Source organism: Chryseobacterium sp. GW823-FHT05E08, from assembly GCF_058795655.1.
The window spans coordinates 178,647-200,627 of the sequence record NZ_JBXAHY010000002.1 but is presented as its reverse complement, the minus strand read 5'-3'; the positions used below and the strand labels follow the sequence as shown (position 1 = coordinate 200,627).

The following is a 21,981-nucleotide window of genomic DNA, read 5'->3' as shown; positions in this document are numbered from 1 at the left end:
TTTCTGGAGCAAAAGTAAAGCGCAGATTTACTCAAAACTATGGCAAAGAATATGAACTGGACAAAGTCAGTTGTGAATTAGACAATCATTCAACTTAAAAAATATCGGATGCATAAAATACTCGTCAATGCATAATGTTTAAATCGTTAAAATGCATGTTTTTGGATCAAAATATAAATAATTCTCAAAAATTAAATTACATTCGTATCGTACTAACTAAAAAAAACAAACTTTTATGAGGAAATTTTATTCGAGTGTATTGTTGTTTATAACCGTCCTTATTTTTGGGCAGATAAGCTATACAGTTACACCAAATCCGTTCAATGAGACGGATCAGATTACATTAACGGTACCCGGAAGTCAGATCGATGAATCTGCATGGGGAGTTGCCAATAATGCTGTTTATATGTGGACGTGGTCTTTAGATACGAATTACAGTAATAGTCAGGATTGCCCTACCAATGGGAGTTGGGGAGATTCTAATGACTTAAATAAATTAAGCTATAATTCAACAGCAGATACGTATTCTATAACTTTTACTCCGACATCATTTTATAACAGAACAGGAATCGGAAGATTCGGGTTTTTGCTGAAAGATAAGACGGGAAGTCACCAGACGGTAGATAGTTTTGTAAATGTTGGTGTTTTAAATTTAAACTTAACCAATCCTTTAGCGAACAGTTTGACATCGGTTCCGGTGGGAAATTCTATTAATGTGACGGCTACAACCAATGTTAATTCAACATTTCAGTTGAAAGCCAATGGAACTGTTGTAAATTCTACTTCAACGCCTTCTACTTCATATTCTTACAGTTATACCGTAACTGCAGATGCAAATATGGAATTAATTGCAACAGATGCCAATTCAAACACAAAAAATGCAACGTTCATTTTTCAAACACCGAGAAATGTTGTTTCTGAAGCAATTCCGACATGGATAAAACAAGGAATCAACTATCATCCGACAGATAATACCAGAGTTGGACTTGCTTTGTATGCTCCGTTTAAAAATTTCGTTCATGTGATCGGAAGTTTCAATAACTGGGCTGTGAATGATGCTTATTTAATGAAAAGAGATACCACAAATCCTGATCTTTATTGGATCGAATTAACGGGTATCACGCCTTCTCAACTATATACTTTCCAATACAGAACCAACGATCTTAGAAAAGTAGCAGATCCTTTTTCTCCACAAATATTGTCTTCTTATGATGATCAGTGGATCTCGGCTACAACTTACCCGAATTTACCTCTGTTTCCTGCAGGACAGGGCTTTGAGGTTTCTATGTTTAAAACAGGACAGACTCCTTACAACTGGCAGACTACAAGTTACCAGAGACCCAACAAAGAGGATCTTGTTGTTTATGAATTGTTATTGAGAGACTTTACACAGGAAAAAAACTGGCAGTCATTAATCAATAAAATTACTTATCTAAAAAATTTAAAGATCAATGCGATTGAATTGATGCCAATTATGGAGTTTGAGGGCAATCTTTCTTGGGGATACAATACGTCATTCCATTATGCATTAGATAAAGCGTACGGAACACCGGAAAAATTCAAAGAATTTGTTGATTTGTGCCATTACAACGGGATTGCTGTGATTTTGGATGTAGCTTTAAATCATGCAACAGGACGTTCTCCGTTGGTAAGACTTTGGAATATTGATCCTGATGGAGACGGTTACGGTGATGTAGCTCCAAATAACCCATATTTTAATACAGTTCCGAAACATTCGTACAATGTTTTCAATGATTTTAACCATACAAGTCCGTCAACTAAATATTACGTTGAAAGAACGCTTCAACAATGGTTAACAGAATATCATATCGATGGTTTCCGTTGGGATCTTACAAAAGGTTTCACGCAAAGCTGTTCTGAAAATGATGAAACCTGTACCAATGCTTATCAGCAGGACAGGGTAGACATCATGAAATATTATGCTGATAAACAGTGGGCAATTGATCCAAATTCTTATATGATTTTCGAACATTTAGGAACTGATGCAGAAGAACAGCAATGGGCAAATTACAGAGTTGCAGAAGGAAAGGGTGTAATGCTTTGGAATAATCAAAATGGCGCGTACAATCAAAATACGATGGGCTACAAAGAAAACAGCAACTTTGACAGAATGAATCACACGCTTCATGGTTTCACCAATATGCACGCAGTTGGGTATGGAGAAAGCCATGATGAAGAAAGATTAATGTTTAAAAATATTTCTTACGGAGCTGTAAACGGAGCGTACGATGTTAAAAATCTAAACACAGCGTTGAATAGAATGAAAACTTTCGGAGCAACATTCTTCACAATTCCCGGCCCGAAAATGATCTGGCAATTTGGTGAATTGGGTTATGAATTCAGCATCAACAGATGTGGAGACGGATCTATCAACAATGGTTGCCGAACAGATGAGAAGCCAATTGCTTTTTCTTTAGGATATGACACTAATGCGAACAGAAAGGCAGTTTATGATACTTGGGCTCAGATCATTAATCTTAGAAGTTTGTATCCGGTATTTAAATCAAAAACATATTCTGTAGAATCAAATAATCTTACCAATGATCCTAATGGATTAATTACCAGAATTTACGTGTACGATAATACGGCAAGTACTGTTCAGAATGTTGTCGTTATAGCCAATTACGATACCTCTGCAAAAGATGTTGTGCCTTACTTCCCGTACGCAGGACAGTGGAAAAATTTACTGGATAACACAGTATCAGTAGTTTCTTCTACAACGGCTCCAATTAATCTTCAGCCGGGAGAATTTAGAATTTTCGGAAACTACACAGGAACTTTATCTACAATTGATGCTAACGCTGAAAATAAATTATCACTTCAAATTGCGGACAATCCTGTTAAAAACGGTTTAGCGAAATTAATTTATCATAAAGCCAAAAACGGCGAAATTATAATTTATGACATGAGCGGTAAAAAAATGGATTCCATTAAGCTTAAAAATGAGTCAGGAACTTATGAATTAAAAGCTAATTATCCTGCCGGAACCTATCTGGTTCATTTAAAATCTGAAACCGGAGTTGCTATCCAGAAGATGATTATTAAATAAGACAAACATAATGTATAATTAAACAAAGAGAGGTAATGAAAATTGCCTCTCTTTTTCATTTACACTAAAATTCACTTTTGACCCTTCACCTTTAAAAATTCACAATTTTTGCCAATTAAAATTATTAGTCTACCTTTGCAGTAGATTTATCAAGAAAGGTGGAGGGATTTGGCCCTGTGAAACCTTAGCAACCGGCACGTTTTCAATGTGTAAAGGTGCTAATTCCAACCCGATTGGGGGAAGATAAGTGAAGTCAATATTCTCAATATTCATTCCATTTCTTGACAATCTTTGTTGGCGGATTTTTGTCCGTCCGGGTTTATTATTAATTTTGCAAAAAACAAAAGATGAAGAAACTAAGCATATCTGTATTATTGCTTGGAGCGGTTTTCGTATCGGCTCAGGAACTTGAAAAAGAAAAACAAATCGAAGACGTAATAATCGTCGGAAACCGAAATGCTAAAAGAACAAAATTGGAAACACCTGTTCCGGTAGATGTTATCAATATTGAAAAAATACAAAAATCTGCACCTCAAACAACGGTTCAGGATCTATTAAATTATGTAATTCCCTCTTTTAATGCGGTGAGACAGTCTGCTTCTGATGGAACAGAACATATTGATCCTATGACATTAAGAGGAATGGGACCCGATCAGGTTCTAGTTTTAGTGAATGGAAAAAGAAGACACACAACATCATTAGTTAACTATCAAAATACAGTCGGAAACGGCTCTGTTGGGACAGATTTAAGCACAATTCCTGTGATTGCGATCGACAGAATTGAGGTTTTAAGAGACGGAGCAGCAGCACAATATGGTTCTGATGCCATTGCAGGCGTTATTAATATTATTCTTAAAAAAGATATAGGTGCTTCTGCAAGTTTAAACTACGGATTATCAGGTAGAAATGATGGTGAAACCTATCAGGGAGCAGTCAATTACGGAACTTCTTTAGGAAAAGATAAAAGTTATATCAATTTGTCGTTACAGCTAAGTCAAAGAGGAAAAACGACGAGAACACAGAATCATAAATTAGATATTTTTGGAGATAATTTTGCATATGAATTTGCTCCAAACCCAATTATTGCAGAACAAAATGATGATGCGGAGATTAGTAAAAGAGGCTTAACCAGAGATGATTTCAATTTCCAAATCGGTGATGCTCAAATAAAACAGGCTCAGTTATTTTTCAATGCAGAATATCCTTTTAATGACCATTTTAAACTCTATACTTTTGGAGGATTCAGTTTAAAAGAAGGTGAAGGTTTTGGTTTTAGAAGACTTCCGAGCGAAACTTCAAATATTGTTTCTTCAATTTATCCGAATGGTTTTCAGGCTAATCTGAAATCTCAGGTGTACGATCTTTCTTATGCTGTAGGAACGAAATACAATGTAAACGATTGGCTTTTTGATCTGAGTAATACTTTCGGAAGCAATACATTCAATTATAATGTTAACAACACTAATAATGCTTCTTTAGGTGCGAAATCTCCGACAAGTTTTTATGCAGGAGCGCATAGCTTTCTCCAAAATACCATTAACCTTGATGTTTCTAAGAACTTAAACAATTTCAATGTTGCTTTCGGAGGAGAATTCAGGTTTGAGCAATATCAAATCAAGGCCGGAGATGAGGCATCTTACGCAACCTATGATATTAATGGAAATATTGCAACGCCGGGATCTACAGTAGTTGGAAATGGTGGATCACAGTCTTTTATGGGCTTTTCTCCTGATAATGCATTGAAAAAATCAAGACATTCTACGGCTGTTTATGCAGATGTTTCTTATGATTTAGATAAAAAATTAAATATCGATGCTGCCGCAAGATTTGAAAATTATTCTGACTTCGGAAATACTTTGAATGGAAAATTGGCTGTGAGATATGAATTTGTAAAAAATTACGCGATTCGTGGAGCGGTGGGAACGGGTTTTAGAGCGCCATCTTTGCAACAACAATATTTTAATAACTCGTATGCAGATATTTCAACTTCCGGAATCGGAATTGTAAGAAAAGGAATATTCACGACAGACAGTAAAGCGGCTGAGGTTCTTGGTTTTGATAAATTAAAACAGGAAACTTCTGTCAATGCAAGTCTTGGGTTTACTTTAAAACCTGCCAAAGGACTTTTCATCACATTGGACGGATATTGGATTGGAGTAAAAGACAGAATTGTTATCACGAGCAACATCACGGACGAAAGATTGTCAGATCCTGAATTGGTCGGCGAAAATAATATCGCAGAAAGCGGAAGATTCTTCGCCAACGCAATTGATACCGAAACAAAAGGGGTTGATTTGGTTGTTTCTTACGACTGGAAATTAGCAGGTGGGAATTTAAACATCAATTTAGCAGGAAATTACACAGAAACAAAGATCACAGACTTTCATTTCCCTCAGAATTTAGGAACGCCTCAAAACGAATTTTTTGGACCGGATCAAATCAATATTATTGAAACCCTTTCTCCCAAAGCAAAAGCGACACTAGGTTTGAATTATGGGATTGGTAAATTCAATTTCTTAGTGAGAAATACGTATTTTGGTAAGGTCATCAGAGACGGTTATCCTTTCGGTGGTGTTCAGGAATTTGCTCCTAAAATTGTTACAGACGTAAGCGTTGGCTATGATATAACTAAAAATGTAAACCTTACGATTGGAGCCAACAATTTATTAGATGTTTTCCCTGATCTGCAGATCTACGAGAATTCTTATTACGGAGTTTTCAAATACGCGCCGGTTCAAATGGGAACATTGGGAAGTTATTTCTTCGGAAGAGTTAACTTTAATTTTTAATTGAATAAATTTAAGATCTAATTTTAACCACAAAAGCTTCTTGACACTTTAGAGCACTTTAGTTTAAAAAAGCTTATTACTTCGAAAATAAAAAGTTCACATAAGAAGAAAATCAAAGATTTTCAAAAACTAATGTGTTCTTCTTTGTAATAAAATTTTAACTTCAAATAACTTAAGTGCTTAATTCTTTTGTGGTTAAATTTTTAATTAGTTTAAACTGCCCAATTATTTAAATATAAAATCTAGCATATATATAAAAATGAGCACTACTTCACATCAAATAGGCTGGAAAACAGCAGTCGCCATCGTTGTATCCAATATGATTGGGACGGGGATTTTCACAACCTTAGGGTTTCAGCTGGTAGATGTTACTAATACCTACAGCATTTTTCTGCTTTGGATGATTGGTGGAGTTTTGGCTCTATTTGGAGCATTTTGTTATGCCGAATTGGGTTCTCATTTTAAAGGAAACGGAGGTGATTTCATTTATCTGAAAGAAATTTATCATCCGCTTTTGGGTTATTTAGTAAGCTGGATTTCTTTGATTATCGGGTTTTCTTCACCCGTTGCACTAGCGGCTTTGGCGATGTCGCAATATCTTTCTGCTTTTGATTTCACTTTTGGAACTTGGTTTTCGATTGTTGTCATCTTTTTGGTGGCGTTGTCTTTATCATTTAGTTTAAAAGCTTCGAGCAGATTTCACAATTTTTTTACATTTATTAAAGTCGCTTTTATCGTTGTCCTGATTATTTTGGGTGTTGTCCTTTCAGAACCTCAAATTGGAAATAGTCTAAGTTTCACCGACAGTTGGAAAGACGAAATGATGCTTCCCGCATTCGCAACCTCGTTGGTTTTTGTAACCTATTCTTACACAGGCTGGAACTCTGCATCTTACATTGCAGGAGAAATTAAAAATGTTCAAAAAAATCTTCCCAAAGCATTGATTGTAGGAACCGTTTTCGTGACGGTTTGCTATATTTTGATCAATTATATTATGCTGAAACATGCGCCGATCCATCAATTGGCAGGAAAAGAAGATGTAATGAGGGAGGCTGCCAATAATATGCTCGGTCATTCTTTTGGAAAAATAGTGAATGTCTTTATTGCTTTACAATTGGTCGCAACAATCAGTGGATATTTGTGGGTTGGTTCCAGATTAACACAGGCTTTTGCTAAAGAAAATAAGTTATGGAAATCTTTATCGGTTAATAATAAAAAAGGAATTCCGGTTCGAGCTATTTTTGCGCATGCGGTTATCGCCACTTTGATTATTCTGACAGGAAGTTTTAAAGAAATTTTTGTGTACACCTCATTTATTCTTCAACTGTTTGCAACGTTGGCTATTTCTACGGTTTTCTTTCTTAAAAAAAGTCAGCGAAAAATATTTAAATCTAATATTTTTTATGTCTTTCCAACTGTTTTCATGTTGTTCAGTGTCTATATTTTATATTTTACGTTTGTTCATAACCCTAAAGAAAGTCTCATCGGATTAGGAATTGTAGCGTTGGGAATTATTTTGTATTTGATTGATAAAAAGCTTTCTAAGAGTATTCCTGAATAAGGTTTAAAGGTTTAAATCGACCTAGGAAAATGGAGCGTTAAAAAAATAAAACCTGTGAACGTTAAGAAAATTCTACTGTTTGAGTGCGGGACAAATACTGAAATAAAACAACAAGAGTAAATCCGCACGAGTTTTAGAATTTTTAGAGAACAGAATTTATTTTTAGCGGAAGTTTCCAGTCTTGAACTTTTCGTTCTTTTGTTTCAAGACAAAAGGACTTAAATAAAAATCTAGATCTTATTTTAAAATCAAATCGATATAATATTAATTGATAGACAAAATAATACATATCAAATAGTTACAGTTTATCCAAAGACTATTGAGTATTGAATTAATAATTCTTATCTTTGCATCCACAAAATTTCTACAATGTCTAAGTCGTTAATTCCAAAACTAGAAGCTATAAAACAAAGATATAATGAGGTAGCAGACCTTATTATACAGCCTGATGTAATTTCAGATCAAAAAAAATATTCTTCATTAAATAAAGAATACAGCGATTTAGGAAAAATTGTAAGAGTTTACGATCAGTACAAAGGCGCTTTAGATAATATCGCAGAATCTGAGGAAATCATCGCTGATGGTTCAGACAGAGACTTGGTCGATATGGCTAAAGAAGAAAAAGTTGAAGCTCAGGGTAAACTTCCAGGTTTGGAAGAAGAACTGAAGGTGCTTTTAATTCCTAAAGATCCAACAGACGATAAAAACGTAATCGTAGAACTTCGTGCCGGAACCGGTGGAGATGAAGCTGCTATTTTCGTGGAAGACGTTTACAGAGCGTATGCAATGTTCTTTAAGACTAAAGGTTGGAAGCACGAAATAACAGATTCTAGCGAAGCTGCAAAAGGTTATAAAGAACTTATTTTAAAGATTGAAGGAGACGGTGTTTATGGAGTCATGAAGTTTGAATCCGGTGTTCACCGTGTACAGCGTGTTCCTGAAACAGAATCTCAAGGTAGAGTGCATACTTCAGCAATTACCGTTGCTGTTTTACCGGAAGCTGAGGAAATCGATTTTGAATTAAATCCTGCCGATATCGAAATGCAGACTTCACGTTCAGGTGGAGCGGGTGGACAAAACGTAAACAAGGTTGAAACTAAAGTACAGTTAACACATAAACCTTCAGGAATGGTGGTTGTTTGTCAGCAGGCACGTTCTCAGTTGGCTAACAGAGAATTGGCGATGGAAATGCTTCGTACCAAATTATATGATATCGAAGTACAGAAATCTGTCGGAGATATTGCTGCACAACGTAAATCTATGGTTTCTACAGGTGACCGTTCTGCAAAGATCAAAACCTACAACTATCCTCAAGGAAGGGTTACCGATCACAGAATCAACAAATCGATGTATAATCTTGATGCTTACATGAATGGTGATATATCTGAAATGATCGACGCCGTAATCATGGCAGAAAACGCCGAGAAGATGAAAGGTGAAGAAGAAAATTACTAATACGTAAATAAAATAAATCAAGCTCTTGTGAATCAAGAGCTTTTTTTGGCCATAAAAACTATGAAAATTTCAAAATAACTAATAAACACTATGGGACGAATTAAAGGTATGCTGTTTTTAATGCTAATTTTTTGTGTCAAAAACCTAAGCGCGCAATCAACTGTTTTAAAACCTGATAAAGTGTTCGGATTATACTTTGATACTTTTGTGAAGCATGACGAAAATGCTTTAAACAACCTCAATACTTATCTTAAAGGTTTTGTGGGCGAAGATGGGATCTATAAAAATAATACAGAAACTGCCTATCAGGAAGAAATAAAAGGGTTAACAAATCTTTTTCTTTCAGGATTTTCCGAAAATATTCGTGAAGAATGCAGCCAGGATGCTAAAAATTATTTTATTGCTTTGTTTGACAGGTACAAAACAGCCACCTTCACCATAAAAAATATGGAAACGATGAGAAATGACTATTCTCAAAGTCAGGATATTTCGGAAGTTTTTTATGATGTAACGATTAAAGTTCCTACCAAGGTTACCATCATAGATCTTAAAAAGATAAAAAAGATCAGTGCTAAGGAATTAAAAGGATATCTTAAAAGTTTAACGAGTGAATTGGTGAATGCAGATAAAGAAATTTCGCTTTCAGAGAAGTTTAATTTATATCAAATCTATAAAGGAAGTGACGTTTTTTACTGGAACGGAGGCCCTCAGGAACTCTTATGGAAGCTGAATAATTTCTATTTTAAAAATATTAATTCTGGGAAATAATCATTCAAATTATATTACAAAAGCAGTCGGTTTCGGCTGCTTTTTTTGTTGAGATAAATTTCCAAAACCTGTCACATGTATGTTTGTAACCTTCGACGGACTGCAGAAGTTAAAAACAACATTGCGGGAAACAAAATACATTTTACAAAGGTTACAAACAGACTTGTTTTAAACTTCTGTAGATCTTCGGAGGTGTCCTGCAACTTGCGGGAAACCTTCGCACAACGTATTTTGTTTCCCGCAAGTTGATTGAAACGAAACAACTTTTTTATTTAAACCAGATTGTGTATTTTTGAGAAAATCGTTCGAAATGAATTTTAAACCTATCTTATTAACGGCTGGAGTTTTGTTTTCAGCAACATTTTATTCTCAAAAAATGAATTATCCTAAAGCATTAAAAGGTAATCAGACAGATACTTATTTCGGAACTGCGGTGGCAGATCCTTTCAGAGATTTAGAAAATGATTCTGAAGCTACCAAAAAATGGGTCGATGAAGAGGTGAATTTTACTCAAAACTATCTTTCAAAAATCCCTTTCAGAGATCAGATCAAAAATCAATTGAAAGAGGTTTGGAATTACGAAAAAATTTCTGCGCCATTCAAAGAAGGTGATTACACATATTATTCTAAAAATGACGGTCTACAGGCTCAGTCAGTTTACTACCGAACAAATAATAAAACTAAGGCAACGGAAGTTTTCTTAGATCCGAATAAATTTTCAGAGAAAGGAACAACTTCTTTAGCTCAATTATCATTCAATAAAAAAGGAACTTTAGCGGGATATTCTATTTCTGAAGGCGGAAGCGACTGGAACAAGATTATCATCATTGATGCGATTACGAAAAAACAGATCGATGAGACTTTAGTTGATGTAAAATTCAGCGGAATTTCTTGGCTGGGCGATGACGGTTTCTATTATTCAAGCTATGATAAGCCGAAAGAAGGAACTGTACTTTCCGGAATGACGGATAAGCATAAAGTATTTTACCATAAATTAGGAACAAAACAGTCGGAAGATCAATTGATTTTTGGAGGTGAAAAAACGCCTAGAAGATATTTGGGAGCGTATGTGACGGAAGACCAAAGATATTTGGTTATTTCAGCAGCAAATGCAACCAACGGGAATGAATTATACATAAAAGATTTAAAAAATGGCGGGGATTTTGTTCAAATTAATAAAGGGTTTGACATCAATGCCAATATTGTTGATACGGACGGTGATGATATTTTTATTTCTACGGATAAAGATGCTCCCAACATGCGTTTGGTGAAAACAACTATTAAAAATCCAGCTCCTGAAACTTGGAAAAATGTAATTCCTGAAACAGAAAATGTTCTTGGAGTTAATTCTGCAGGCGGATATTTCTTCGCGACGTATATGATCGATGCCATTGATCAGGTGAAGCAATATGACAAAACAGGAAAACTGATCAGAGAAATCGCTCTTCCGGGAAAAGGAACTGTCGGTGGTTTTGGCGGAAAGAAAACGGAGAAAGAATTGTATTTCTCATTCGGAAATTATATCACGCCGGGAACCATTTATAAATTCAATGCAGATTCCGGAAAATCGGAAGTATACCAGAAGCCAAAAGTGAAATTTAATCCTGAAGATTATGTTTCAGAGCAAGTTTTCTATACTTCAAAAGATGGAACAAAAGTTCCAATGATGATTAATTATAAAAAAGGAACAAAATTAAATGGTAAAAATCCTACCATCCTTTATGCTTACGGAGGTTTCAATGTAAGTTTACAGCCAGGTTTCTCTGTTTCAAATGCAATCTGGATGGAAAATGGAGGTGTTTACGCTGTTCCAAACATCCGTGGAGGTGGAGAATACGGAAAAAAATGGCATGACGCAGGAACAAAGCTTCAAAAGAAAAATGTTTTTGATGATTTCATTGCGGCAGGAGAATATCTGCAAAGTAAAGGCTATACTTCTAAAGAATACATGGCTATTTCCGGAGGTTCAAACGGAGGATTGCTTGTAGGAGCTACAATGACAATTCGTCCAGACTTAGCAAGAGTTGCATTTCCGGCAGTTGGAGTATTAGATATGTTGAGGTACAATAAATTTACAGCCGGTGCAGGTTGGTCTTATGACTACGGAACGGCAGAAGACAGCAAAGAAATGTTTGAATATCTAAAATCATACTCACCTTTACATAATGTGAAAAAAGTTTGTTATCCGTCAACAATGGTAACAACGAGTGATCATGATGACAGGGTAGTCCCTGCCCATTCATTTAAATTCGGAGCAGAATTACAGGAAAAACAAAGCTGTGATAATCCTGTTTTATTAAGAATTGAAAAGAATGCAGGTCACGGTGCAGGAAGGTCTACAGAACAGATTATTGGTGAAAGTGCAGATAAATTGTCTTTCGCTTTGTATGAGATGGGAATTAAAACTTTAAAGTAAAAAGTAATAAGTCAGCCTATTATATTTGATAAAATCCGGATACACATCCGGATTTTTCTTTTGTTAAGTATCAGATAAACTTAAGGTTAATGTAAGTTTCATGTTTCATGCAAAAAAATTAACTTTACGGAGATAAAATTAGTGGAATGCGAAAGATAATTTCTGTAAAAAAACCGGACTTCAGTGTATTGCCTCAGGAAAGAGAAGTATATAGTTTCGAAAAAGATGGATTAGAATTAAAATCATCTTATACAAAAGACGATGTTAAAAATGAAGCTTTAACAGAGACTTCTCCGGGAATTGCACCTTATCTGAGAGGTCCTTATTCTACGATGTATGTTCAAAAACCTTGGACGGTTCGTCAGTACGCAGGTTTTTCTACGGCAGAAGAGTCTAATGCATTTTACAGAAGAAACTTAGCAGCAGGTCAAAAAGGACTTTCCGTAGCTTTCGATTTGGCGACGCACAGAGGGTATGATTCAGATCATGCAAGAGTTGTTGGTGATGTTGGGAAGGCAGGTGTTGCCATCGATTCTGTTGAAGATATGAAGATCTTGTTTAATGAAATTCCATTAGATCAGATTTCGGTTTCTATGACGATGAATGGAGCAGTATTGCCGATTTTATCTTTCTATATCGTTGCAGCTGAAGAACAGGGTGTAAAGCAAGAACTTCTTTCAGGAACCATTCAGAATGATATTTTGAAGGAGTTTATGGTGAGAAATACCTACATTTATCCACCTGCGCCTTCCATGAAAATTATCGCAGATATTTTCGAATATACGGCACAAAACATTCCGAAATTCAACTCAATTTCAATTTCAGGCTATCACATGCAGGAAGCTGGAGCTACTCCGGTTTTGGAGATGGCTTATACCTTAGCAGATGGACTGGAATATGTAAGAACAGGGATAAAAGCAGGAATGAATGTCGACGAGTTCGCGCCAAGATTATCTTTTTTCTGGGCAATCGGAATGAATCACTTCATGGAAATCGCTAAAATGCGTGCAGCAAGATATATCTGGGCTGAATTATTGAAGCAATTCAATCCTCAAAATCCAAAATCGTTAGCATTAAGAACCCATTCCCAAACTTCTGGTTGGTCTTTAACAGAGCAAGAACCTTTTAATAATATCACAAGAACGGCGATTGAAGCATTGTCTTCAGCGTTAGGAGGAACTCAGTCTTTACATACGAATGCTTTGGATGAAGCAATTGCTCTTCCAACAGATTATTCAGCTAAAATTGCCAGAAATACACAAATCATCCTTCAACAGGAAAGTGGAATTTGCGATGTCGTAGATCCGATGGGAGGAAGTAATTTAGTGGAAAGCTTAACCCAGCAAATGATCGAGGAAGCGATGAAATACATCGATGAGGTTGAGAAAGAAGGCGGAATGACAAAAGCCATCGAAGCGGGAATTCCAAAAATGAGAATTGAAGAAGCCGCAGCCAAAAAACAGGCTAAAATTGATAGTGGGGAAGAATTTATCATTGGTGTAAATTCGTTCAGATCATCATTAAAACAAACTCAAATTGAGATTTTAGATATTGATAATACGGAAGTTCGTAGAAAGCAGATCGAAAGATTAGAATCAATAAAAAAAGATAGAAATACCGAAGCGGTTGAACAGATTTTAAATGAAATCAGAGAATCTGCAAAAACAGGAAAAGGAAATCTTTTGGCATTGTGTATCGAGGCAGCTCGCAGAAGAGTAACGCTTGGCGAAATGAGCGATGCCATGGAAGAAAGTTTCGGCAGATATAAAGCGAATATTAGAACAATTTCTGGAGTATATGCCATGAATGCAGGAAAAAATGAATATTTCGGACAAGCCCTTGCTCTCACTCAAAAATTTGAAGAAGAAGAAGGACGTCGTCCAAGATTGATGGTCGCTAAAATGGGTCAGGACGGTCACGACAGAGGTGCAAAAGTTGTCGCAACAGCATTTGCCGACATGGGATTTGACGTTGATGTTGCTCCATTATTCCAAACTCCGGAAGAGGTGGCAAAACAGGCGGTGGAAAATGATATTCATATTTTAGGAGTATCTTCTCTGGCGGCCGGTCACAAAACTTTGGTTCCACAAGTTGTTGAAGAATTGAAAAAGCTTGGAGCTGATGATATCACGATCGTTGTTGGCGGAGTAATTCCGCAACAGGATTATGAATTTTTGTATGCCAACGGAGCCGATTTTATCTTTGGTCCTGGAACAAACCTTCCGAAGTGCGCTGTTGATATTTTAGAGAGATTTTTGAATTAAATTAACTTTTATAAAGTATAAGTTGCATAACATTTGTATTGTAGACCATAACCAAAACAAAACATTATGGCTTATACAGTAATTTCAGTATTTCCTTCAACTGTAAACACAGAGGAAATTAAAAAAGATTTAAGAGATCAGGGTTTTGATGATGCTAATGTTATTGTTTCAACATCCAAATTAGAAAATGAATCATCACACCATGATTATCAGGAAGATGTGAAAACAAGAAACTTTTGGGACTATGTTTTTGCTCAGGATGTAGAGTTATTGGATGCTTACAGCAAACATAGCGTAGGAAAAAATAATGTTGTTGTCTATGCTGATAATCTCGAAGAAGCTCACAAAGCGAAGGCAATTCTCAATGCAAAAGGCGCAGTTGAAGTTCATGAAAATGAACCTGAATCTCAAGCACCTGAGGGAATGGCTCAAGAAAAATACAATGGGATCATTGCAAAGGCAAAACATGATGTTTATTTCCTTGATCCTGAAAGAATTTACCGACCAAGCAGCAGAGGAATGGATGACACGATGGATGATCTTGGCTCAAAAGATTAAATGACCACCATATAAATGAATCTTAAAAACATATTAAAACCTACGAAGAGAAAAATCATTCTTTTCGTGGGTTTATTTTTTATAGGAATTTTTCTTTTTAATTCTTTTAAAAGGAGTCAAATAGAGGAAAAATCACCTGTTCCGGCTGATATAAATTTGGTTAAAGAACATTTAACCGCACTTACGAAAACGCCACAATTCAGAAACTATAAAAATCTGGATCAGCTCAATACAATTGCAGAATATATTCATCAAAACTTTAATAAATATAGCGATAGTACAAGCTTCCAAGAGTACAAAGTCGGAGAAGAAACCTATAAAAATGTGATCTGCTCTTTCGGGACTGAAAATAAAAAAAGAATCATTATTGGGGCTCATTATGATGTGTGTGGAGATCAACAGGGAGCAGATGATAATGCAACCGGAGTTACAGCATTGCTGGAACTGGCGAGAATGCTTAAAGGTCAAAAACTCAATTATAGGATAGATTTAGTTGCTTATACTTTAGAAGAACCACCGTATTTCAGAACAGAAAATATGGGAAGCTACATTCATGCAAAATATCTGAAAGACAACAATATCGATGTGTACGGAATGGCAAGTGTAGAAATGATCGGATATTTTAAAGATGAAAAAAATTCTCAGGATTATCCTTTGGGAATTCTTTCTTGGGTGTATGGAAATAAAGGAAATTATATTACTTTGGTTAGAAAAATTGGAGCAGGAAATTTTGTGAAAAATTTTATTGAAAAATTTAAAGATTCCAATCAAGTCAAAACGAAAACCTTTTCTGCTCCAAAATTTGTGACTGGAATCGATTATTCCGATCATTTAAACTATTGGAAGTTTGGCTATTCCGCGATGATGATTACTGATACTTCTTTTTTCAGAAATAAAAATTATCATCAACCAACAGACACATTGGAAACATTGGATTTAAAGAGAATGACAAAAGTAATTGATGGTATTTTCCTCAGCTTAATTCATTTGGAGTAAAGAAAAATGACTACCAAAAATTGATAGCCATTTGTTTATTTTATATTTTCCATGAACGGAGTAACCATCGATAAATCAGTTCTTTTACAAAGAAATAAACCAATATCGGGATAATAATAATCGCTGTCCAAAGCCATGGATTAATATAGATTGATAACAATCCGTTCGATACACTGGATTTCGCCAGAAAATACTGCCCGGAAGCTATTAAAATTAAACTTAAAGCTAAGACAATCATTAAGTTAATGCTGAAACGTCTGCTGATATCACTCACCATTTTTTTCGGTGAATATCCCAAACTGTTTTTAATAGAAACTTCTTCCTGTTTTTCTAAAAACTGAATTTTAATAAAGCTTACAATAATATAAAGGCACAAAGCAAAAATGAAAATACCTAATACGGCAATCGCTTTTAATACAAGGAAAAGTTTAGACTTTATCTTGGCAGAACGCAGGCTTTCCTGATTAGATTCATAATTGTTTTCCTTCATTTTTGAGATCAAACCTTCATCTCCCGAATCTTTCACCTGAACCAAAACTCTGTTGTAGATTTTAGGTTGATTCGCAAGTTGAGGTTTTTCTGCCAAATTCAAAGAATCAAGAAATTTTTTCGGAATCAAAACGGAATGGATTCGGTCTGAAAGTCCAACCATTCTTCCTTTATACGTCTTGTTTTGTTTGTTGACGACAATATTAATATTGATCTCAATTTTCTTGGCAAAATCTTCTGAAATTTGTGGAAGACCTTGATTTAAAGCAAATCCATAATTATAAAGATTAAGATATTCCCTTGAAATAATAATCGGAATGACGTCTCCTTTCACCTGAAATTCTTCATCTGTTAACGGAACATCAATTGCTTTTAAATCTAAACCTTCAAAATAAAGATCCGTATAAAAAGGAATAAAATCTCCGCCATTTGCAGAAGCTTTAAATTCATTCGCAGAAAATGGATAAACGGTCTTTATTTCAGACCATTTTTTCAGGTTTGTAATATCATTTTCATTAAAACCGAGAAGTTCTTTTCTTCCGATATTATCTGGCGTTAATTTTTTACTGAACGTCAGCCAGTAATTGCTGTCACTGCTTTTGCTTCCGAAAAGTCTGTTGGCATTTTCGTACAGTTGCAGACACGAAATCACAAGAATGAATGCAATAAACAATCCTGCGTACAATATGATTGAGTTAAAAATTTTCTTCATAAGCTTATAAATGAAGAATTTGGTAATCATGCTCAAAAGGGAATTCATTCAGTTCAAAAAATAAAACTGAACTTCCGCTTTTTCGAGACACTTCATTAATTAATGAAAAAGCAATCTTTTTGTTCTCCATATCCAAGTGACTGAAACATTCGTCGTAGATCAGAAAATCGGTTGGATTTACTAAACTTCTCACGATCGCGCTTCTTTGTCTTTCTCCATAAGAGCAGTTTTCTGCTTTCTTGTTTAATAAACTTTCTACGCCTAATTTTGATGCATATTCTTCCATAATCGGAATGAATTTTTTTCGATCCTGATTAAAAACACGCAGCAAAATATTCTCAGAAATGGTAAGATCTTTAATCAATCTCACGTCCTGAAATAATAAACTTAAACCGTCTTTTCTATTTTCTACAATTTTCTCAAGATGAAGGTTTTTTACAATCTGCTGATCGTATTTTATATTACCTTCATACTGAAAATGGGTTCCGAGAATAGCAGTCGCCAACGTAGATTTTCCACTCCCAGAGGGCGCAACAATCAGGAATTTCTTCCCTTTCTGGAAAGTGATGTTCTTTTTCCAGATCTGTGACTGTTCCAAATCTTTGGGAGTGAAATATTTAGGAGAAATATTTTCTAAAACAATATTATCCATTCATTATCAAATAATACAATGCGTTTTCGTCTTTTTTGTCTAAAGTAAATACCGTTTTAGAAACCATGTTTCCGGCGTCTTCTTTAGTTTCGTTCACCATATCAATGATCTTCACCGCAGGTTTTTCTTTCGTATTGTACTCTTTTCCATCAGACCAAGAATAAGCTGTAACACCTGATTTTTTGTCAAGTTTAGCATTCTTCCCGGCTTTTTTATTTTGGAGCTGATAAATTGCGTTGTTGTCTTCAGAGAAAATTACCTGATTATCAGTGATCATATACTTTTTGCTTTGACCAAGAGGACCAGCCAATAAAGAAGTAAGATCAGCCTTTTTCTTAGGATTAAAGCCTAATACAACTGCGTTATTTGATCTGTAATAATCCATAGAATCAGATGGAAGAGATTTGAAATCTACAAATGCATAATCTCCCGTGAAAGTAGAAGTAATGTCTTCCAAAGTTTTGTCGGTTGAAGATAAATAATGATTGATAGTAGCTTCAAAGCCAGCTTCTTTAATCAGATATTTCATAAAATCTAAACTGAAAAATCCGATAGAGAAAGATTTAGCATTATCAAGCTCTACATTTTTTACTAAATCGTAATTGATGTTGTTTTTACTGTAATATTTTTCAACAATTTTCTTCATATCTGCGTTGAAGAAAGTTTTGGTATCCATTTCAGATTTTCCTTTGTCAAAATTAAAATCGAAACCAATTCCTGAATCTTTTATTAATTTATTTACAGCAAGTGTTTCGATATAACCTTTTGATGCATAGCTCGCAATAGCGGCAAGATTTACCCATCCGCTAACGTCTTTATCACCAACCAAAGATTGATCTACCTGATCTTTTATCGCAGAATTTGAAGTTCCTTTACGGCTCCAGAAATCTGTGAAATATTTCTCATTAAGTTTAGAAGAAGTGTCAATTCCTGGCGTATTCATAGAGTCATAACCGCCTGCATAAGGACTATAGCTCTTATCGGTTGTTACGATGGCCATATCACCTTTTATGCTTCCGCTCAATTTACCGTCTACATAGATGTAATCTTTTTTGTCTACGGTTACTTTGCTTTTAGTAAGATCAGACATGCTTTTTTGGAATTTCGCCTTGTCATCAACCCAGAAAAAAGCTTTTACATCCGGATCGTAGGTTGATTTTCCCTGATCAACGATAAAATAAAGAGGTTTGTCAATATTAATCCCTGATTCTTTAGGTTTGCTGACCAATTGCAAGAAAAATTTCTCCTCCTCTTTCAGGTCTTTCTTTTCCTTTAGTATCTTTTCAACAGGAATTTTGTCCGAAATTGTTTTAAGATTTACTCTTGACAATCCTAATGTTGCATCTGTGGTATAATTCAGAATGTCACTGTTTTTGTTAGAATTACAGGAGAATAGGATCGCGACCGCGAAGACGTAAAATAACGTTCTCAATAAAGTGTTTTTCATAGTTTTTATTATAAGAAAACAAATATACTCTTTTGTGGGTAATGAGAATGAAATTTCATCTCAAAGAGACTTATTTACAGCTAAATATCAAAAAAATAAAAATAAAATCTTGATTTTCAAGAATTTTTATATATTTGCACCAGAAAATAAAGTTTAACCAATAAAAAAACAACGAAGCAATGTTCAAATTAGATCATAATTCTCCTTTCGGTTTGCCACTTATGGTGGTGAGGCTTCGTGGTTTGGTACACTCTTAGAATAACAGTACAATGATATATCAAAACCCGAAGTCGTAAGATTTCGGGTTTTTTATTGCGCAATAATTCAAACTTCAAGTTTTCCCGAAATCATTTTTAATACAATTTAGGAGCTATTTCCCGCTTTCCGCTATATCTTTTTTGCCTTTGCTTTTTTCAAGCCATCGCAAAAAAAGGATGTCGCTGCAATCGGGGCTAATGATAACGCTCTGCCAATAAACCTCATAGGTTTCAAAAACCTATGAGGTTTGAAGAACTCATCAACTAAAGTATTAGTTGGACAAGATTTAATGTGACGTATTGACGAAAAACCACCATACCTCACCTCTAATATCTATAATTAATGGAAAATGATAACCTTCTGTTTTCAAGATTAAGAAGTCTGAGAAGCAGAAAAAGAATAATAAAAAAAGATGTAGAAAAGCAGATCAGAAAAAAGTATAAACGTAGTAATGAGCTTTGGAAATTAAGAAGAAAAATTCCATTAGTTCCATTGGAAAAACCTTATCAGAAGGGATTTGTAAGATTCTTTGTTGTAAGAGACGATGTGAAAAGAACTAAAGATGGAGAATTTTTTGAAGGAATTCTTATGAAGATCAACACCTACATGTATTCTGAAACCCGAAAATTTTTAAAAAAGAAAAGAAAATTCGGAAGAAAAATATATGTACCAAGAGATCAGAAGCTAGGTCGTCTTTTACCCTACCAATGGAATGATCCAAAATTGGGATTAACAATCAGAGAAAAACAATACTTTCAGAAAAGAGAAGAATACAATCCGTTCAGAAAAAGATACAACGTTTATTACGAATTCATTGAGCCATGGAGATTTACCTTACAAGTAAAACCGTATATGATCACTCATTACAAACCTTTAAACTCTGATTTAGAAAAAGAAATAGATGAACTAGATTCTTATTTAAATCAACATAAAATTAAAGGAATTATTTGTAAAAAAATAAATGGGGGATTAGGCAAATTAAGATATGAAGATGAAAAAATTGATCTTATCGAAAGTAGAAAATACTTTCACTACAAAAAAATATCCGCAACAGAGTTTGCAGATTATTTTATGGACGAATGAGTCCAATAAATGTTTAAAACAAAAACAATGGGAAATTTAAAACTTAAAGGAAAAGATATATTAAAAATAGGCTATCCAAACAATCAAAGCGTAAATATCGCTCTGGAAGTCATGAAAAGAAATTTTGCAACGAAAAATATTCATCATGTGAAATCTCTATTAAAGGAAATTCTTACTAATCCGGAAGATTTCGAAAAAGATTTAACCTTCGGACAAATTGCAGAAGCCCTGCTTTCATCCAAGAAAACAGAAAAAAGAATGTTGAATGCCAACCGTACTTCTTTTCAGATTTTCGGAAACAATATTTCGGATGAAGCAAAAAATCAATTATACACAGGATTGAAACTTCCGATTGCATTACAAGGCGCTTTGATGCCCGATGCCCACAGCGGTTACGGACTTCCAATAGGTGGAGTTCTCGCAGTAGAAAATGCAGTAATTCCTTACGGAGTCGGGATGGATATTGGCTGCAGAATGAGCCTCAGTATTTTGGATACTCCTATTTCATATCTGGACGGAGCAAGAGATAAATATGAAAAAGCTCTTGCCGAACATACCAAATTCGGGATGTATGAAACGCATAAATCTCACGTTGATCACGAAATTTTCGACAGAGATACTTTCGATATGATCCCGATTTTGAAAAGATTAAAAGGAAAAGCCATCAAACAAATGGGTAGTTCCGGCGGTGGAAACCACTTTGTAGAATTCGGGGAAGTTGAAATCACAGAAGAAGATGAGCAAATCGGACTTCCAAAAGGAAAATATCTCGGAATTCTTTCTCACAGCGGTTCGCGTGGATTGGGTGCTGAGATTGCTCAATACTATTCAAGAGTTGCAACAGAACAATGTCCATTGCCAAAAGAAGCGCAAAACTTTGCCTGGCTGGATTTGAACACGCATCTCGGTTTAGAATATTGGACGGCGATGAACTTGGCGGGAGATTATGCTTCAGCCTGTCACGACGATATTCACAGAAGATTGGTGAAAGCGGTTGGAGGCAGAGTAAAAGCTAAAATCGAAAATCATCACAATTTTGCTTGGAAAGAAATTCACAACGGAAGAGAAATGATTGTCCATAGAAAAGGTGCAACTCCAGCCAATGAAAATGAATTGGGTATGATTCCCGGATCGATGACTGCAAAAGGTTTCATCGTTCGTGGAAAAGGAAATCCAGATTCGTTGAATTCGGCTTCCCATGGAGCGGGAAGAGCTTTTTCAAGAGGAGAATGCAGAAACCTTTTCACTCAAAATGACATCAAAAAAGAATTAAAACTCAAAAATGTCACTTTGATGGGTGGAAATACCGAAGAAGCACCAATGGCATACAAAGACATCAACGAAGTCATGAACGCCCAAAGCGAATTGGTAGATATCCTCGGAACTTTTCAGCCTAGAATTGTGAGAATGGATAGATAATTTTTGTTGCTGGTTGTTAGTTGGCGGTTGATTGTTTTGAACCG

Annotated in this window: 14 protein-coding genes and 1 riboswitch; of the genes, 11 read left to right on the top strand and 3 right to left on the bottom strand. The window is 35.1% G+C overall.

The genetic code is table 11. The features are described from left to right. Positions 1-235: 235 nt before the first annotated feature. The 9 genes from AC1Q7L_RS06815 to AC1Q7L_RS06775 all read left to right on the top strand — a co-directional run bounded on the left by AC1Q7L_RS06815 (position 236) and on the right by AC1Q7L_RS06775 (position 15,877). Positions 236-3,070 (top strand): alpha-amylase family glycosyl hydrolase, encoded by a 2,835-nt coding sequence (locus AC1Q7L_RS06815; RefSeq protein WP_492304828.1) that lies wholly within the window; start codon positions 236-238, stop codon positions 3,068-3,070. Between the two features lie 143 nt (positions 3,071-3,213). Further along, positions 3,214-3,320: riboswitch (SAM riboswitch) on the top strand. A 97-nt stretch (positions 3,321-3,417) separates the two neighbouring features. Beyond that, positions 3,418-5,859, top strand: coding sequence for a TonB-dependent receptor plug domain-containing protein (locus AC1Q7L_RS06810; protein WP_492304827.1), 2,442 nt, complete (start codon positions 3,418-3,420; stop codon positions 5,857-5,859). A 259-nt stretch (positions 5,860-6,118) separates the two neighbouring features. Next, entirely contained in the window at positions 6,119-7,420 is a 1,302-nt protein-coding gene (locus tag AC1Q7L_RS06805; RefSeq protein ID WP_492304826.1) for an APC family permease, read from the top strand. A gap of 369 nt (positions 7,421-7,789) precedes the next feature. Continuing rightward, complete coding sequence (prfA, locus tag AC1Q7L_RS06800) at positions 7,790-8,875, top strand: peptide chain release factor 1 (protein WP_066754320.1); 1,086 nt, start codon at positions 7,790-7,792, stop codon at positions 8,873-8,875. Positions 8,876-8,965: 90 nt separating this feature from the next. Next, entirely contained in the window at positions 8,966-9,643 is a 678-nt protein-coding gene (locus AC1Q7L_RS06795) for a hypothetical protein (RefSeq protein ID WP_492304825.1), read from the top strand. Positions 9,644-9,953: 310 nt separating this feature from the next. Continuing rightward, on the top strand, positions 9,954-12,059 hold the full coding sequence (locus AC1Q7L_RS06790; RefSeq protein ID WP_492304824.1) for a prolyl oligopeptidase family serine peptidase: 2,106 nt from the start codon (positions 9,954-9,956) through the stop codon (positions 12,057-12,059). Between the two features lie 146 nt (positions 12,060-12,205). Then, positions 12,206-14,323: a methylmalonyl-CoA mutase gene (scpA, locus tag AC1Q7L_RS06785; RefSeq protein WP_492304823.1), complete on the top strand. Its 2,118-nt coding sequence runs from the start codon at positions 12,206-12,208 to the stop codon at positions 14,321-14,323. 66 nt (positions 14,324-14,389) lie between these two features. Continuing rightward, positions 14,390-14,881: a hypothetical protein gene (locus AC1Q7L_RS06780; RefSeq protein WP_492304822.1), complete on the top strand. Its 492-nt coding sequence runs from the start codon at positions 14,390-14,392 to the stop codon at positions 14,879-14,881. 15 nt (positions 14,882-14,896) lie between these two features. Continuing rightward, positions 14,897-15,877 (top strand): M28 family peptidase, encoded by a 981-nt coding sequence (locus tag AC1Q7L_RS06775; RefSeq protein ID WP_492304821.1) that lies wholly within the window; start codon positions 14,897-14,899, stop codon positions 15,875-15,877. 40 nt (positions 15,878-15,917) lie between these two features. On the opposite strand, the gene AC1Q7L_RS06770 is transcribed toward AC1Q7L_RS06775, so the two are convergent. The 3 genes from AC1Q7L_RS06770 to AC1Q7L_RS06760 are packed head-to-tail and all read right to left on the bottom strand — an operon-like array spanning position 15,918 to position 19,177. Continuing rightward, positions 15,918-17,078 carry an FtsX-like permease family protein gene (locus AC1Q7L_RS06770; RefSeq protein ID WP_492304820.1) on the bottom strand — a complete coding sequence of 387 codons (1,161 nt, stop codon included), beginning with the start codon at positions 17,076-17,078 and terminating at the stop codon, positions 15,918-15,920. A 4-nt stretch (positions 17,079-17,082) separates the two neighbouring features. Next, positions 17,083-17,730 (bottom strand): ATP-binding cassette domain-containing protein, encoded by a 648-nt coding sequence (locus tag AC1Q7L_RS06765; RefSeq protein ID WP_492304819.1) that lies wholly within the window; start codon positions 17,728-17,730, stop codon positions 17,083-17,085. Continuing rightward, on the bottom strand, positions 17,723-19,177 hold the full coding sequence (locus tag AC1Q7L_RS06760; RefSeq protein ID WP_492304818.1) for a hypothetical protein: 1,455 nt from the start codon (positions 19,175-19,177) through the stop codon (positions 17,723-17,725). Before AC1Q7L_RS06760 ends, AC1Q7L_RS06765 begins: the two co-directional genes overlap by 8 nt. Before the next feature lie 600 nt (positions 19,178-19,777). Between AC1Q7L_RS06760 and AC1Q7L_RS06755 the strand changes: the two genes are divergently transcribed. After that, positions 19,778-20,518 carry a hypothetical protein gene (locus tag AC1Q7L_RS06755; protein WP_492304817.1) on the top strand — a complete coding sequence of 247 codons (741 nt, stop codon included), beginning with the start codon at positions 19,778-19,780 and terminating at the stop codon, positions 20,516-20,518. A 27-nt stretch (positions 20,519-20,545) separates the two neighbouring features. Beyond that, the gene (locus AC1Q7L_RS06750; RefSeq protein WP_492304816.1) at positions 20,546-21,937 is read left to right on the top strand and encodes an RtcB family protein; all 1,392 of its coding nucleotides are present in this window, start codon (positions 20,546-20,548) and stop codon (positions 21,935-21,937) included. Positions 21,938-21,981 lie beyond the last annotated feature (44 nt).